Origin of the sequence: Cedecea sp. NFIX57 (assembly GCF_900177785.1) — a bacterium.
GTDB classification, from domain to species: domain Bacteria; phylum Pseudomonadota; class Gammaproteobacteria; order Enterobacterales; family Enterobacteriaceae; genus Cedecea; species Cedecea neteri_C.
Genome location: NZ_FXAS01000007.1, coordinates 35,632 through 50,110 on the forward strand (window position 1 = coordinate 35,632; position 14,479 = coordinate 50,110).

Annotated in this window: 11 protein-coding genes; 7 read left to right on the forward strand and 4 right to left on the reverse strand. The window is 58.2% G+C overall.

Annotated features, from left to right (window positions below; translation table 11 throughout):
• Nucleotides 1–392: 392 nt before the first annotated feature.
• From B9Y90_RS07495 to B9Y90_RS07505, 3 genes are read right to left on the reverse strand one after another with little or no spacing between them, the layout of a single operon-like run.
• Nucleotides 393–2,534 (reverse strand): virulence factor SrfC family protein, encoded by a 2,142-nt coding sequence (locus B9Y90_RS07495; RefSeq protein WP_085540809.1) that lies wholly within the window; start codon nt 2,532–2,534, stop codon nt 393–395.
• Nucleotides 2,531–5,503 carry a virulence factor SrfB gene (locus B9Y90_RS07500; protein WP_085540810.1) on the reverse strand — a complete coding sequence of 991 codons (2,973 nt, stop codon included), beginning with the start codon at nt 5,501–5,503 and terminating at the stop codon, nt 2,531–2,533. Before B9Y90_RS07500 ends, B9Y90_RS07495 begins: the two co-directional genes overlap by 4 nt.
• A gap of 2 nt (nt 5,504–5,505) precedes the next feature.
• Nucleotides 5,506–6,876 (reverse strand): SrfA family protein, encoded by a 1,371-nt coding sequence (locus B9Y90_RS07505; RefSeq protein WP_085540811.1) that lies wholly within the window; start codon nt 6,874–6,876, stop codon nt 5,506–5,508.
• 279 nt (nt 6,877–7,155) lie between these two features.
• Between B9Y90_RS07505 and B9Y90_RS07510 the strand changes: the two genes are divergently transcribed.
• The 4 genes from B9Y90_RS07510 (at nt 7,156) to B9Y90_RS07525 (ending at nt 10,474) form a co-directional block, all read left to right on the forward strand.
• Nucleotides 7,156–7,707 (forward strand): flavodoxin family protein, encoded by a 552-nt coding sequence (locus B9Y90_RS07510; protein ID WP_085540812.1) that lies wholly within the window; start codon nt 7,156–7,158, stop codon nt 7,705–7,707.
• A 147-nt stretch (nt 7,708–7,854) separates the two neighbouring features.
• Complete coding sequence (locus B9Y90_RS07515; protein WP_085540813.1) at nt 7,855–8,313, forward strand: MarR family winged helix-turn-helix transcriptional regulator; 459 nt, start codon at nt 7,855–7,857, stop codon at nt 8,311–8,313.
• A 48-nt stretch (nt 8,314–8,361) separates the two neighbouring features.
• Nucleotides 8,362–9,423, forward strand: a complete 1,062-nt coding sequence (locus B9Y90_RS07520) for an HlyD family secretion protein (protein ID WP_085540814.1) — start codon at nt 8,362–8,364, stop codon at nt 9,421–9,423.
• Entirely contained in the window at nt 9,413–10,474 is a 1,062-nt protein-coding gene (locus tag B9Y90_RS07525; RefSeq protein WP_085540815.1) for a DUF2955 domain-containing protein, read from the forward strand. Before B9Y90_RS07520 ends, B9Y90_RS07525 begins: the two co-directional genes overlap by 11 nt.
• Nucleotides 10,475–10,476: 2 nt before the next feature.
• Here the strand turns inward: B9Y90_RS07525 and B9Y90_RS07530 are convergent, their stop codons facing one another.
• Entirely contained in the window at nt 10,477–10,995 is a 519-nt protein-coding gene (locus B9Y90_RS07530; protein WP_039293892.1) for an Lrp/AsnC family transcriptional regulator, read from the reverse strand.
• 90 nt (nt 10,996–11,085) lie between these two features.
• Between B9Y90_RS07530 and B9Y90_RS07535 the strand changes: the two genes are divergently transcribed.
• The 3 genes from B9Y90_RS07535 to B9Y90_RS07545 all read left to right on the forward strand — a co-directional run bounded on the left by B9Y90_RS07535 (nt 11,086) and on the right by B9Y90_RS07545 (nt 14,475).
• Nucleotides 11,086–12,285: an MFS transporter gene (locus tag B9Y90_RS07535; protein ID WP_085540816.1), complete on the forward strand. Its 1,200-nt coding sequence runs from the start codon at nt 11,086–11,088 to the stop codon at nt 12,283–12,285.
• 147 nt (nt 12,286–12,432) lie between these two features.
• Complete coding sequence (locus B9Y90_RS07540) at nt 12,433–14,031, forward strand: ABC transporter substrate-binding protein (RefSeq protein WP_085540817.1); 1,599 nt, start codon at nt 12,433–12,435, stop codon at nt 14,029–14,031.
• 210 nt (nt 14,032–14,241) lie between these two features.
• A complete protein-coding gene (locus B9Y90_RS07545; protein WP_085540818.1) occupies nt 14,242–14,475 on the forward strand; it encodes a DUF2526 family protein in 234 nt (77 codons plus the stop codon).
• Nucleotides 14,476–14,479 lie beyond the last annotated feature (4 nt).

The following is a 14,479-nucleotide window of genomic DNA, read 5'->3' on the forward strand; positions in this document are numbered from 1 at the left end:
GTATAACGCTGACGATAACCCGGTAAGCCCGAGAGAAGGGATTCAGTAAGTTTCTTCGCTCAAGCCGAAGTTATCGCAGCACGGAACCGATAACGCTTGAGCAGAGACGATCGCCAAAAGTATGCGAACGGTTAAAGCGCTCACAAGACATCATGGGGATCCTCCTTATATTCGTTGAGTGAATGGGTAGGCGGATTGTAGCGGGAAAGTTAATGGGTTGCCACCTGCCAGAATTTGTTGCGAATGCCTTTAACGGCGGCGTCGCTGCTTATCCTCTCCCTAACCCTCTCCCTGGAAGGGAGAGGGAATAGATCACCTGCTGTTTTGACCTGTTGTTTTCTCCCTCGCCCCTCTCGGGAGAGGGCCGGGGTGAGGGGCTGACGCCACCCAATTCACCCTAGCAGCTTCACCAGCGTCTGCCGCTGCTTCTCATTAATATCCAGCGGATTTTGATAGCCGATATTCTCCGTTGCACGCGTATACAGCGCGACCAGCCAGTCGTATACGTAGCTGGCGTTGCCGCGTGTGGGCTGCTCGCCCAGTTTCGTCAGGCGGCGACTGATATCCGCCTGCGCGGGCGGTGCAAACACGGCCAGTCCTTTATTGACGCGGCTTGCTGGTCGGCCGGAAACGGGCACGCTGGCGTAGCCCAGCCAGGCAATAAAATCACCCAGCACCGTGCTGGCGCGGGAAATATCCAACTCAAGGCCTGAATCGCCGTTTTGCATACTGCGTTCCAGCCTCATCGGCACATCCAGCCGGTAGCTGGCGACGATCAGCACATCGCACAGCGCCTGAAGCTGAATGCTGTCCAGGCCAAACTGGTGCGCCGCCTCCCGGCGCTGGCCCAGCAGGCGCAGGTGGTTAACCCAAAGCTGGTGCACGGCGCGGGCGTAGCTGATGCCTTCGGTCTGGGGGACAACATGCTCGGCCGCGTCGGCAAACAAGTCTATCTCCAGCGCAAAGCCTTCCGGTTTAGGCTGATGCTGCTGTTGGTGCTGCAGCCATATCTGCTGCAGCGCATCCCGGGATGGCACCAGGCTTGCCAGCAAATCACCGTGCTGGGTTGCCCGGGCCTGCAGAGCTCGCACCAGATCTTCTGCCTGCTGGCGAGCCTGTTGCGGAGTGGCCTGCTGCGCGTCAATAAAGCGCTGGAACAGCGCGACGGTTTGCGCTTCCAGGTCGTTGCGCAGGGCGGCGAGGCGCTGTTCACGGCGGGTGCCATTAAGTGCATCAGTCAACCATTCCAGCAGGCGATGCATGTTTCTGCTGTCGAGCGCCTGCAGCGTGCCCCAGCGCTTGCCAGGGTTGCCGATCAGGCGCTGAACGCCGTCATCCAGGCTGGCACCAAGCGTAAAACGGGCATCAAACGGCGTGATGGCCCAGACCAGGCCCGGCAGCGCGCTGTGCCCCGGGCTTTGGGTGCTGTCTACCCACCACGCCAGCGCTTTCCCTGTCGCCTGAACTTCACTGCGTTCGCTGACGGCGTTACACACCAGCAGCGTGTCCGGCTGAAGACGAGTGGTGTACCAGCTTAGCTGATTCGCCGGGATATCCAGTAAATCCACGTTGCTCAGCGCGGTTGGCTGGCTGAGGGTGAAAATAACTTCGGCGCACAGTTGCGCGAGGTCGTTCTGCGGCAGGCTGAGGTGCGAACCCGGCTGATTTCCCACCAGCGGGCAAACCATCACATCCGCCTGTTCCGGCGCCTCTTCAGGGCCGGAAGGTATCAGAAAACCTTCGGCAGGCAGCAGGAAGCTGTCCACCACGAGGCTTGCCGGGGCCAGAACCTGTTCCACGCTACCCAAATGCTGCAAAGCCTGCGCCAGCCGCAGCCAGGTTTCCGTCAGGGCGCTGTCTTCGCCCCACAGCAGGGCGAACAGCGAGGCGCGATCTTCTGTCGAAAGGCAAGGTGCAAGCTCGGCCATGCGGTAAACCAGGCGCTCATCCAGGTGATGCTGGCGGCGCTGGAGGCGGTGGTAGCCGTACAGCAGATCGGCCGTTTGCTCACGGGTTAACCCTGGCGCAACTGCAGACAGACGGCGGGCTTCAAGTTCAGTCAGCCGCAGGGCAACCGCACTGGATGTTGCCAGACGGGGTGCGTCAGAGGCGTGATAGCGGTTGATAAACTGCTGCGCCAGTTCGGCCTCGCTGAACAGCGTCAGCAGCAGCGGGTAATTATCCACTTCCGGCGGCTGCTGCACGCTAAAACGCACCGCCATCGCCGCTGGCGTATGTCCAGGATTGATGTGCGTCAGGTAGTCCAGGCGTTTATCGCCGAGCTGAATATCGATGCGGCCATTCGGGCTGCCCTGCAGGGTATTCAGCAGATGATTTTTGCCGTCCAGGGCGTGACCATAAATGCCCAGCGTCAGCGGAGCATCCTCCAGCGCACTGATGCGACGGTGTCGTTCGCTCAGCTGTTGGAGGCGCGCAAGCAGGCTGTCCGCTTCATTGTCGAGCAGCGACGAAAAAGTGCGGGTCATCTGAACCCAGTTCACCAGATGGCTGAGCGTGGTAGTTAGCTGCTTCATTTTTGGTATACGCTCCCGCTGTCTATCCAGTAATGCGTCGCCCCGCTGTAGCTGCCGGCGAGGGTATTCAGTTTAAAACTCAGTTGTTCGAGGGGGACTTTGCTACCGTCCGACAGCCAGGCCTCGGCAAGGTGGAACGACTCGGCCTCGCGGGTCTGCTTCAGGCGCACGTTCAGCACGCCGTCTCCGGCAATTGATTTCGCCAGCTGCGGAGAGTTAATCGCCAGCGTGTAGAGCGGCGTGGCTGGCCAGCGGGCGTTATCCAACTGACGGAACCCAAGGCAAGCGTTGCCGCGCAGCGGGAAGTGGACTCGGGTGTCCAGGCTCGCCTGCGGGCTGTCGAGATCGATATCCCGATACCAGACGTTGTCTTCCAGCAGCCGGTCGTTGCCGTCCAGCATGCCCAGGTAGCGCACGGTGGAATAGGCCTGAATATCGGCGGCTTTAAAGTTAAAGCTCGGCAGACGCAGATCCATCGCCAGGCTGCACAGCATCGCACCCACCGCGGCGGTAGATTTCGGGTTACCGATGCGCCCTTGCTGGCTGAACGGATACCACTCGTGGGTCTGGTAGTTATCGAGCCAGACAATGCGGTTAACCGGCACCGGTTGCAGGTGGCGCAGCAGCGCCTGCACGCCCGGCAGACAGCCCGGGCGACCGGTGACTAGCAGCACGTCGCAGCAATAATGGTTGATCACCTCGCACAGCGCCTGCAGCGGCGCGGTGAGGGTGAACTGGCCCGCCAGCAGCGCATCCTGCAGCGCGGCAATTTCCGCCTGCAGCGGTACGCTCATGATGTCGAACTGCGGCGCGTCGGCAGGCAGCTCGTGCTGCACCGCTTGCTGAACGTAGTTGATCACGTTGCGGGTTGGCTGCAGGGTCAGTAGCTCGCCGAAGGTCGCTTCCAGCACCGAATCCGGCGCTTCCGGATCGCTCTCTTCCCAGAAAGAAAGCACCGCATGGCCAAGCGGAATAAATAGCTGGAGCGCGGTTTGCTGGCGCAGCGTGGCGCGGGTGTCCATGCGGCCAGATTCCCCGAACAGCGTGGTCATCAGGCCTGGTGCGTCAGCAACGCCCGCTTTGTGGATGTGGGCCTGTAACGCAGGCAGGACGCAGCGCTGAATCACGTCCAGCAAAATATCGTCCCCGGCGACTTTAAAGCCTTCACGGAACAGCAGGCGCGGCGCTATTTTCACGTTGCTGCCCACACCGTCGTCCAGTTGATACTGGGTGATGGCCATATCGGTTGTGCCGCCGCCGATGTCAATCGAAGCCACGCGCAGGGTTTTACCGACGGGTTCGTCCGGCGTCAGGGTGCGGTCAGGGCGGGCGAGGCTTTCAAAGAAACGCCCGGTTTGCCCGGCGTAATTCACCAGCGCCTCGTTATACAGCCAGACCAGCTGGCCGCAGGTGGCTTCGTCCCACTCCATCTGCACTTCTGGCACCGGCACGATACTTTTCTTTTTGTCGCGCTCGAGGGTGAAGCCTTCGTCGGTCGGGTGCCAGTCCATCGCTTTCCACACCAGGCCGACGGCCTCCTGCATCCGCTGGCGGAACAGTTCGCGCTCAGGCTTCGGCATTGCAGAAGGTAAAGTCAGGATCAGGTTGCGCAGCTGGCGAGGTGAGGTCGGGTGCCCCATGCTCTGGCGGGATCCAATGCTGTTGATCTGCATCAGCGCCTGGGAGAGCAGCTCGCACAGCATCAGGGTCATCAGCGAGCTGCGGCTGTACTGCGGCGAAAACACCGGCAGGCGCTCGTCCATCGGCAGGGCGTACAGCGGCTGGCCGTCGTCGTTCATCAGGTTCATCAGCGGGAACGCGGTCGCCAGCGGCTCGCGCTGGGTTTTCACACCCATTTGACTGAAGCGCCAGTCCTGGCTGGCTGGCGTGACGTCCCACAGGTAGCGGCGCGGGCTGGAGATCCCGCTGGCGCCTTCTGTACCGAGGCGAGCGCAGGCCATGCGGCGGGCTTCGTCGCCCACGCGGGCAATAGACGGCCAGACAAAGGCGTCATCGCGCCCGCTTTCAACGGAGAAATGCTGTTTGCCAAATTTTGCCTCGCTGAACTCAAGGCGGCTGGTAAACATCGCGTCGTTGATCAGCTGCGGCTCGCTCAGGGAGCGGATCTGCAGCTCGGCGGTCTGGCGCAGGCCATCGTTCTCCTCGCCGTGGTCTTCGATCAACACGCCGCAGGTGTGGGTGTTGCCCACATCCAGCACCAGATCTACGTCAATCGGCGGGGATTGCAGCGTGGCGGTGACGATCTTCACTTCCGGGACGGCGAGCTGGTTGCCGATAAGTTCCAGAATGTTCAGATAGTGAGCCTGGTATTCAAAGGCTTTCATCGCGGCGGCGAGTTCACGCTCGGTGCGCTCTTCCACGCGGGTGGCAAACTGGGAGAAGGTTTCGCGCAGCCAGCCGTCCACCCAGGTCTGGTCGAGGAAATCTTTGATCTCGTGGTTGTGCCAGGCCAGCGCAAAACGGGCGCCGTTGCGGACGTCATTTTCCGTCGGCGCCAGATGGGCGGCGGGATGATCGTCCGCGTAAATTTTGCTGTCCAGCGCGATGCTGATACGCACCGTATTTCCTGCAGAATCTGGCGTTTCCAGAACACGCACCTGCACGCGAGCCCAGTTATCCGGGCCGCCCACAAAGGTACGCGGTGGGTTAAAGCGCAGGAACGGCAGCGGCAGCCAGGTTTTATCCATTACCCGCAGGGAGTGGCCAAGCGTAATGGTGCTTTCGGGTTTCACCACTTCTGGCGCGGTGCCGTTTTCGCCCGGCAGGGTAAATTTGCCGGGCACAACATCGTAATCAAGGCGTAACAGCGGGCCGTTGGCCGTCTGGCGTACAAAGCGCCCGGCGTGGGCGGCGTTAGTCTGCGGCGCAAGGCCAAAGTCCAGGAACTGAATGCCGCTGTCTTTGATGAGCGTGACGCTCGGCTTGTAGTGAAAAAGGGTCGCCAGCATGATCAGTTACTCACTTTTCGGAAGGTGATCGGTATGACTTTGTCGCCTTCATAGCGGCCGGTGCAAACGGCGGCACCGTTGCTGCCGGTTTTACAGGTCACTTCCGGCATCGGGTAGCGGCTGCCGTCGCTACAGCGCGCGTTACCGCGGGTTTTAATCATCAGCGCGCCGTTCTGATGCAGGCCGGAAAACACTTCGGCTTTACAGACAATGTTGTCGCCGTGCACCAGGCGCACCGTGCCTTTGTTGTTGGCTATCTGGTAGCGAAGGCTTGGCGCTTTACCAGTGATCGGGTCACTGAAATCGATCTGTGCTCGCCAGGTGCCGTTGAGGAATTTAGTGGAGCCAATTTTCACGGCTTCTGCCGGTAGAATTAACGCATTCTTCGGCACGTCTGCGGCCACGGCAATCGGCTCAGGATTTTCTTCTGGCGCGGCAACCGGCGCTGGCTCAGGTTTAGGCGGCACCACAACTTCGGCAGGCGTCAGCGGCAAAGTAGTTTTCGCTACATCGACGGCCTGAATGGGGGCTGGCGCAATAGGTGTAGGCGGGACTTCGGCCTGGGCGGTTGCCACCGGCGCGGTCTGGTTCTCGCTAAGCAGCAGATAACCCACTGGAGCCGCAACGGCGACGGCAATCACCGCGGCGACCGGCAGCAGCCAGCGGCGGCGAGGCTTCGCAACTACAGCGGCAGGTTCCGGGCGCGGGGCTGGTTTTTCTTCTTCGGCTGCGGTTTTTTTCACTGCGGTAAGGCTATAAACCGGAGAATCATCATCCACCTGAACCGCCATCGGGGCTTCAAGCAGCGGTTTTTCGGGCTCGCTAATTTCTACCGGCAGCGGCTCCGGCATCGCTTCTTCAGGGATAAACGCGATTTCAGGCTCGCGCGATTCCACCACCCGCAGGCACTCCAGCACATCGTCCCGTGCGCCCTGGTTAAGATTCACAAAACCCCAGAAGGTGATCACCGGCTTGCCGTTCACCAGATAGACGTGCTGGCTGCCAGGGAACTGCAGGGCTTTTTCCAGCAGTGCGCCAAAGAGGCGGATCGAGGTTTTCTCCGCCTGCTGGCAGCGGGCGCTGAGCGAGGCCACGTTAGATAAACAATTATCCAGATAGCGGAGGGCGGTGCGACGCTCTTCGTCGCTGGCGGCGGCCCAACTGGTGACGCTGCCTTCCTGAGGCGCATACCAGTCGACGCGGTCGCCTTCGTCGTTCGGCTGGGGAATGGCCAGCGCGTCGGCGACGGCCTGCTGTTTACGAAGGCGTAATGTTTCGCGTATTTGAAACGCGGAATCAAACACTGCCTGACCGTTTTCGCCCAGCGCGAGAAAGTCATCCAGGCATCCGCTGCGCAATAATGTTTTTGCCACGTCATCAATCCTGCTGTTAACGGCTCACCCGAGAGCCATCTTCACGCTTTACAGTTTAACGAAGCGGCCCTAAGTCAAACGGCAGAAGAGACGCCAAAATGGGTAAATTATCTGGCTATTAGACAAAATGGGGCGGTAAGATGCGGGCGATACTTACCTGCGAGTAAGTCACTTACTGGCGGGTAACTTCTTGACCAGAAAGAAAAAGACAGACACGATTAACCCAGATTTCACGGCCACCAGGCCAGAGCTTTCCCTCTAACCATGTCGAGAAATATTATGGCTAAAATCGCTGTTATTTACTTTTCCGGATACGGTCACACCAAGCGTGTGGCAGAGCATGTTGCCCAGGGGGCAAACGCCGAACTGATCGCCGTAGACAGCAACGGTGATATTCAGGAAGCGGACTGGCAAAAACTGAACGACGCCAAAGGGATCATCTTTGGGGCGCCGACCTACATGGGCAACGTGCCGTGGCAGTTTAAGAAGTTTGCCGATGCGTCGTCCAAAGTCTGGTTCACCCGTGGCTGGCAGGACAAAGTGTTCGGCGGTTTCACCAACAGCGCCAGCCTGAACGGCGACAAGCAGGTGAGCCTGCAGTGGATGCAAACTCTGGCTTCTCAGCACGGCGGTATTTGGGTGAGCCTGGGCCAGTTGCCGGCGAACACGCTGGCGGCGACCCGCGAAGACGCGAACAACCTGGGCGGCTCAGTTGGGCTGCTGGTGCAGTCTCCGGCTGACGCAGGCGCTGAACAAATTGCCCAGGGTGACCTGGACACTGCCGTGAAGTATGGCGCACGCGTGGCCGATATTGCTACCCGCCTGAGCTAACGACACCTTTCTTTTCTAAAGCGCCTGCGGGCGCTTTTGTCTGTGCCTTTTCCTCAGTAATTACCCCTGGTTATTGTCAGTTGTATTCACCAAATAAATACTTATCATGATAATTATCATAGTGACTATATACATGGGGATTACCCGATGCATGACGATAAATACGACATTATCGATTTTCCCGACCGCCCGCTTGGGATGCGCCTGGCGATGCTGGTGCGCCTTTGGCGCGGCATTGTGGATGATGCCGTGGCGTTTACCGGTCTGACCCAAAGCAGCTGGACGACGCTGATGCAGCTCAGCGTGGCGGGGGAGAAAATCACCGTCACGGATCTGGCCCGGGCGCAGGGTATCGACCTGCCACCTCTGACGCGCACGCTGGCACAGCTGGAAAAAGAGGGCTACGTCACCCGCACGCCGGACGAAAAAGACAGGCGGGTGAAATTTATCTCGCTGACGCCCGCGGGCCAAAAAGCGATTAAAGCGGTAAGTGAAACGGTGGAGCGCTGCCAGGCCCAGGTCGCACAAGGCATTCCGGAGGAGCAAATAGAACAATTCAGCCAGACGGTAAACCTGCTGGCCGCCAACATGATCAAAATTCGGTAGTTCTTTCACGCCGGGTTTCCCGGCGTATTTCTCATTTAGCGAGTAGTTATGACCCCTGAACAACGATTTACCCGCTGGGTAAAAGTCACGCTGGCGCTGTTTGCCGCGATGTTTTGCTATTTTCTGGCCGCCGACATCTGGGTACCACAAACCCCGGACTCTACCGTGATGCGCGTGGTGACCCCGGTTTCATCCCGCGTTTCGGGCTACGTGACGCATATCTACGTCAGCAACAACAGCGTGGTGAAGAAAGGGGATGTGCTGTTCGAGATAGACAATAAGCCTTACCAGAATCAGCTTGAACGTGCGGAAATTGCCTATCAGCAGGCGATTCTCGATAACCAGCAAATTGACGCCCAAATCAGCGCCGCGCGAGCAAAAATTAAAGCTGCCCAACTGGATGCCGACAACGCCGGGCGCAGCTATCACCGCTTTAACGGGCTAAGCAGCGGTAACCTGATTTCTAAACAGGATCTGGATGCGGCCTTTACACGCTGGCAAAGCGCGGTGCAAAACGTCAACAACCTCCAGGCTGCGCTGGCACAGCTGGTGATTTCGCGGGGTGAACGCGGGGATCAAAACGTCACGCTGCAAAAATACCGCAACCTGCTGAACGACGCCCGGTTAAATCTGGATTACACCCGTGTGGTTGCCAGCAGCGACGGCATTATCAGTAATTTGCAGCTAAAAGAAGGCTGGTATGCCGGGGCCGGTTCCCCCGCGCTGGCGCTGGTTAACGACAAGCTCGATATCGTGGCCGACTTCCGCGAGAAAAGCCTGAGTAAAACCCGCCCAGAAACAACGGCGGACATCGTTTTTGACGGCCTACCGGGGCAGGTTTTCAAAGCCCGGGTCACCAGCAAAGACGCGGGTGTTTTGCCGGGGCAGCAGGCCATCAACGGGCAGCTTTCCGCGCCGGAGACCTCAAATCGCTGGGTGAGGGACGCGCAGCGTATGCGCATTCATTTGCTGCTTGAAGACGGGAAAACGCCGGACCTTCCGGCGGGCGCGCGAGCCACGGTGCAGCTCTACAATTCGCCTTCCGCTTTCGCTTCGTTTATCGGCGGGATGCAAATCAGGCTGGTGAGCTACCTGCATTATGTTTATTAAATTTATTCTTGGCCCGCTGAAACGGAATGCGCCGACGCCGTTCAGCGGCAATGATTTCCGCCATATGCTGCGTATCGTGATGGCGGGCTGTGTGGGGATGTTTGTCTACAGCTGGGTTAACACGCAGTACGGGGTGTTCTACGTGGTTTACCCCATCATGCTCACCGGGCTGGTACCCATTTTTAACGGCCATATTGCCCGGCAAATGATCGCCAATGCGCTGCTGAACTGCGTGGAAATGACGCTGCTGTTTGCGGTGCTGGCGAATTACCCGCTGCCGATGACGCTGATTGTGTTTCTGATGTACATGACGCGCTTCTACCTGATGAGCCGGGGGCCGCTCTTCCTGTTTGGCTCCATGGGCGTGGTCTGTTTAAGCGTGATGGCCAACTTCCTGAGCTACCCGACCACCGACATGAGCGACCTGATGTTTTCTAACATCATTGGTAGCCTTTTGGCCGTGGGGCTGTCGGCGCTTAGCTGCTATTTGCTGCCAGACGTAGAGCCGCGCAAGCCGCCGCCTCCGATTCAAAAGGACGGGCCACGGGTGATGCATGAAACGCTGCTCGCTTCGTTAACGGCGACTATCTTATTCACCGTGTTCCAGGTCTACACGCTGAATGACTCTCTGGCCGCGCTAATGGCGGGCATTTTTGCCCTGTTCCCCATGCATTTTCGCGGGGCGATCCTTTCGTCCTGGTGGCGCATCGTCGGGGTGATTGCCGGGTGTCTTTACGCCATTCTGGTGCAACTGGTGATCTACGATTTTAGCCGCCATCTGATCCTGCTGATGCCGCTGATTAGCCTCGGCCTGCTGCTGGCCGCGCGAATTCATGTGTTTGAGAAGGTCGGGCCGGGCGTGGGCTTTTCTATTCTGACCACGCTGGCGCTGATGTTCGGGCAATACATGCACCCTAATCAGGACATTGTTTTCAGCGCGCTGTACCGTATTTCATCGGTATCGGTGGCGATTGTCGGCACGCTGGCCGTCACCTTTATTATTCATAAAATACTGAATAACTTCGCCTCAACGCGCTACATCGTGAAATGACGTTAGTCCTGTTCCGGCCAGTCGCGGGTAATGCCCGGCTGGACAGGGCGCTCAAGATAGGTGGACAGGACGATGTACGTCCTGGTCGCCACCACGCCGTTGATCTCATACAGATGTGCAAGCAGAGCCTCAAGCGCCCTTGAATCCTCGGTGCGGACCTTCAGCAGCATGGACGTGTCCCCGGCCACGGAATGGATCTCTTCCACTTCCGGATAGGCGGAAATTCGCAGCAGATCCGGCGTTTTTCCCCAACCTTTGGTATCAATGTGGACAAACGCCAGCAGGGATTTGCTGATGGCCTTCGGGTCGAGCAGCGCCGCCGTCTGCTGGATCACCCCGGAACGCTTCAGGCGTTTGACTCTTTCGTGTACCGCGGGGGCGGAAAGTGCAACCTTTTCGCCAAGTTCGGCATAGCTGATGGTCGCATCCTCCACCAGCGCGCCTAATATTCTTCGGTCAGCGGCATCAAGAGTTCGCTCTGCCGCACCGTTCTGCTTAATACTGTCTGTTTCTTTTTTCATATTGCCCCTGACTAATGACGCTGAATTTCATTCGGATAAAATTGGTTTTTATCGAATGTAAGTCAAGTTTAATCATTGCCAGGAAGAAAAATGAAAAACAGCCAGTGTCTGGAACTGCATCCAGAGCCGTCTCTGTCTCCCGCTAAAGCTGTATATGTGCTGACCGGCTGCGTCGGCGTTATCGGCGCTAACTCAATGGTGCTGGGGCCTATCGCGCCGGCAGTAGCATCGTCTATCGGGGCGGGTGTGCCTACGGTGATGATGGCCGCGGCGGCTTTTGGCCTGGGGACGGCGGCGAGCGCACTTTTCCTGGCTCGTTTGATCGATTTAGTCGGGTCGGCGCGGATGCTCAAATTCACCATGATGCTTCTGGGCGCGGCGCTGTTGATTTGCGCGGCTTCGCCTTCCGTGGCGGTGTTTATTGCCGCTCAACTGATAGCCGGGATGGCTTCCGGTATCGCGCTGCCCGCGATTTATGCCAGCGCCGCCGCCATTGCGGAGCCGGGGCGTGAAAGCCGAACCATCGGCAAGGTGCTGACGGGCTGGACGCTGAGCATGATCGCTGGCGTGTCGTTTTCCGTGGTGCTGACCGAGTTGTTCAGCTGGCGCGCGGTGTATGTGTCCGTGAGCTGTCTGGCGGCCCTGGCGCTGATCGCGCTTGTCAGGTTGAACATGCAGGATCGCCCGGCGGCAGGCATTGCGCCTTCACCGCTGTCTGCCCTGGGGCTGCCGGGCATCAAGTCATTGCTGGTGGTTTGTGGCGCGTTTATGACCGCGTTTTACGGGATTTATGCCTACCTCGGCGATCACCTGCATCAGGATCTCGGCCTGCCGATGACGGCCAACGGCGGGGTGGCGATTGCCTATGGGGCCGGGTTCGGCTGTGCCGCCTTACTCAGCGGGATGGTGGATCGGTTTGGCCCTAAACGCCTGATGCCGCCAGTGCTTTTGGTGGCCGCCTTTGTTTACCTGGGTCTGGCGATGCTTGGCGGTTCGCTGATCGGGGTTATTTGCCTGCTGTTTGTGCTGGGCCTGGTGAACCACCTGGGCGTGAACTTACTGATTCAGCGCCTGACGGCCATCGACCCGGCTAAGCGCGGCACGCTGATGGGATTGAACAGCGCCGTGACTTATCTCGCGGTGTTTGCTGGCAGCAGCAGCTACGGGCCGCTTTATACCGATCATGGGTTTACCACTGTCTCGCTGGTCTCTCTGGGGCTGATGATCATCGCGGTGCTGACCTGTCTGTGGCGTGATTTTGTCGGGCAGGGCGTGAAGGTTGTGGGCTGAGCCACTTCGCTGAGCGCCCCGTTAACCGCCACAATTGTATAGAAAGGGAAGGTTTGCCATTTGCTTGTCGCTAAGGGCTGTGCTGTTATTACTGTGAGAAATAATAAGTAGCTCAACCATTTGGCAAGCAAATAAAAGGCAAACACTATGTCTAAAGGGAAAACACTGCTCGGTCTGCTGCTGAGCGCGCTCCTCCCGACAGGAAGCGCGATGGCGGCGGCTAACAGCACGCTGGTTTACTGCTCCGAAGCCTCCCCTGAATCCTTTAACCCACAAATTGCCAGCTCCGGCCCAAGTTTCGTCGCCAGCTCGCAAACCCTGTATAACCGCCTGATTGATTTCAGCCTGGCCGACAACACGCCGGTACCGTCACTGGCGACGGAATGGAAAATCAGTCCCGATGGCAAAACCTATACGTTTACCCTGCGAAAGGGCGTGAAGTTCAACAGCAACAAGTTCTTCAAACCCACGCGTGACTTCAATGCCGACGATGTTGTGTTCTCGGTCATGCGCCAGAAAGATGCCAATAATCCGTATCACAAGGTGTCGCAGGCGAACTACGAATACTTCAACGATGTTGGCCTCGACAAGCTCATCGTGGACGTTAAAAAGCTGGATGACTATCACGTCCAGTTCACCCTGAGCGAGCCTAACGCGGCGTTTCTCGCCGACTGGGGCATGGACTTTGCCTCTATTTTGTCCGCAGAGTACGCGGATGCGATGCTGAAAGCCGGTACGCCGGAGCGGGTGGACAACAACCCGATCGGCACCGGGCCTTACGCGCTGCAGGATTACAAAGTGGATTCCGTGATTCGCTACGTTGCGAATCCCAATTACTGGAAAGGTGAAGTCCCAACCAAACACCTGATTTTCTCCATCACCCCGAACGTGCAAACCCGTCTGGCGAAGCTGCAGAAAAATGAATGCCAGATTATCCCTGCGCCAGCCCCGGTGCAGTTCGATGCCATCAAGGCGGATAAAGACCTGGCGCTGCACAGCATCGACGGCCTGAACGTCGGCTATCTGGCGTTTAACACCAGTAAGAAGCCGTTCGATAACGCGCTGGTGCGCCAGGCGCTGAACTATGCGGTGGACAAAAAAGCCATCGTCAACGCCATTTTTATGGGGTCCGGTTCGGTAGCAAAATCGCCGATCCCGCCGACCATGCTGGGCTACGACAAGGATCTTAAAGACTACGGGTACGACCCAGAAAAAGCCAAAGTCTTGCTGAAGCAGGCCGGGCTGGAGAAGGGCTTTGATACCGATCTGTGGTCTATGCCGGTGCAGCGTCCGTACAACCCGAACTCGCGGCGCATTGCGGAAATGATCCAGAGCGACTGGGCGAAAGTGGGCGTGAACGCCAAAATAGTCACCTTCGAATGGGGTGAATATCTGTCCGGGATGCGTAAAGGGGAGCATTCCTCGGCGCTGTTTGGCTGGATGTCCGATAACGGTGACCCGGATAACTTTGCCGATACCCTGCTGGGCTGCGGCAGCGTCGCCAGTGGTTCGAACGTCGCCCGCTGGTGTGACAAAAACTACGATGCACTGGTACAGAAAGCGAAGCTGACCAGTGACCCGGCTGCCCGCGCGAAGCTCTACGTTCAGGCGCAGGAAGTTTACTATCAGCAGGCGCCGTGGATTGCGCTGGCGAACGGTAAAACCTTCTACGCGACCCGCAGCAACGTGAGCGGTTATACCGTTAGCCTCGCTGGCAGTGATTTCTCCAAAGCGAAGCTGGATTAATTTATACCAACCCTCACCCCGGCCCTCTCCCTGGAAGGGAGAGGGGGAATACAGATGCTGGTTTTTTAATTCCCGCGCTCTGAAAGGGAGAGGGGATACAGATGCCGGTTTTTTATTCCCACACTCAGGGAAAAGGGGTTCTCTTTTTATTCCCTCGCCCCTCAGGGGAGAGGGTTAGGGTGAGGGGCAAAACATCATAAGGAACACGCCATGACCCATCTTGCAGACGTGATAAACCGTGTAGACGACGCCATTGCCAAAGACATCATCATCCCAATGAACGAACTGCTGGTTGAACTCAGCGCCGATGCAGCGCTCACGCGAGAAGACCGCTATGCCCAGCAGCAACGGCTGCGTATCGCCATTGCCCACAAAGGCAATCATCACAAAGAAGAAACCGAAGAACGCCGCGAGCAGTTGACCCGCAGCGGCACTATTCTCTAGCCGG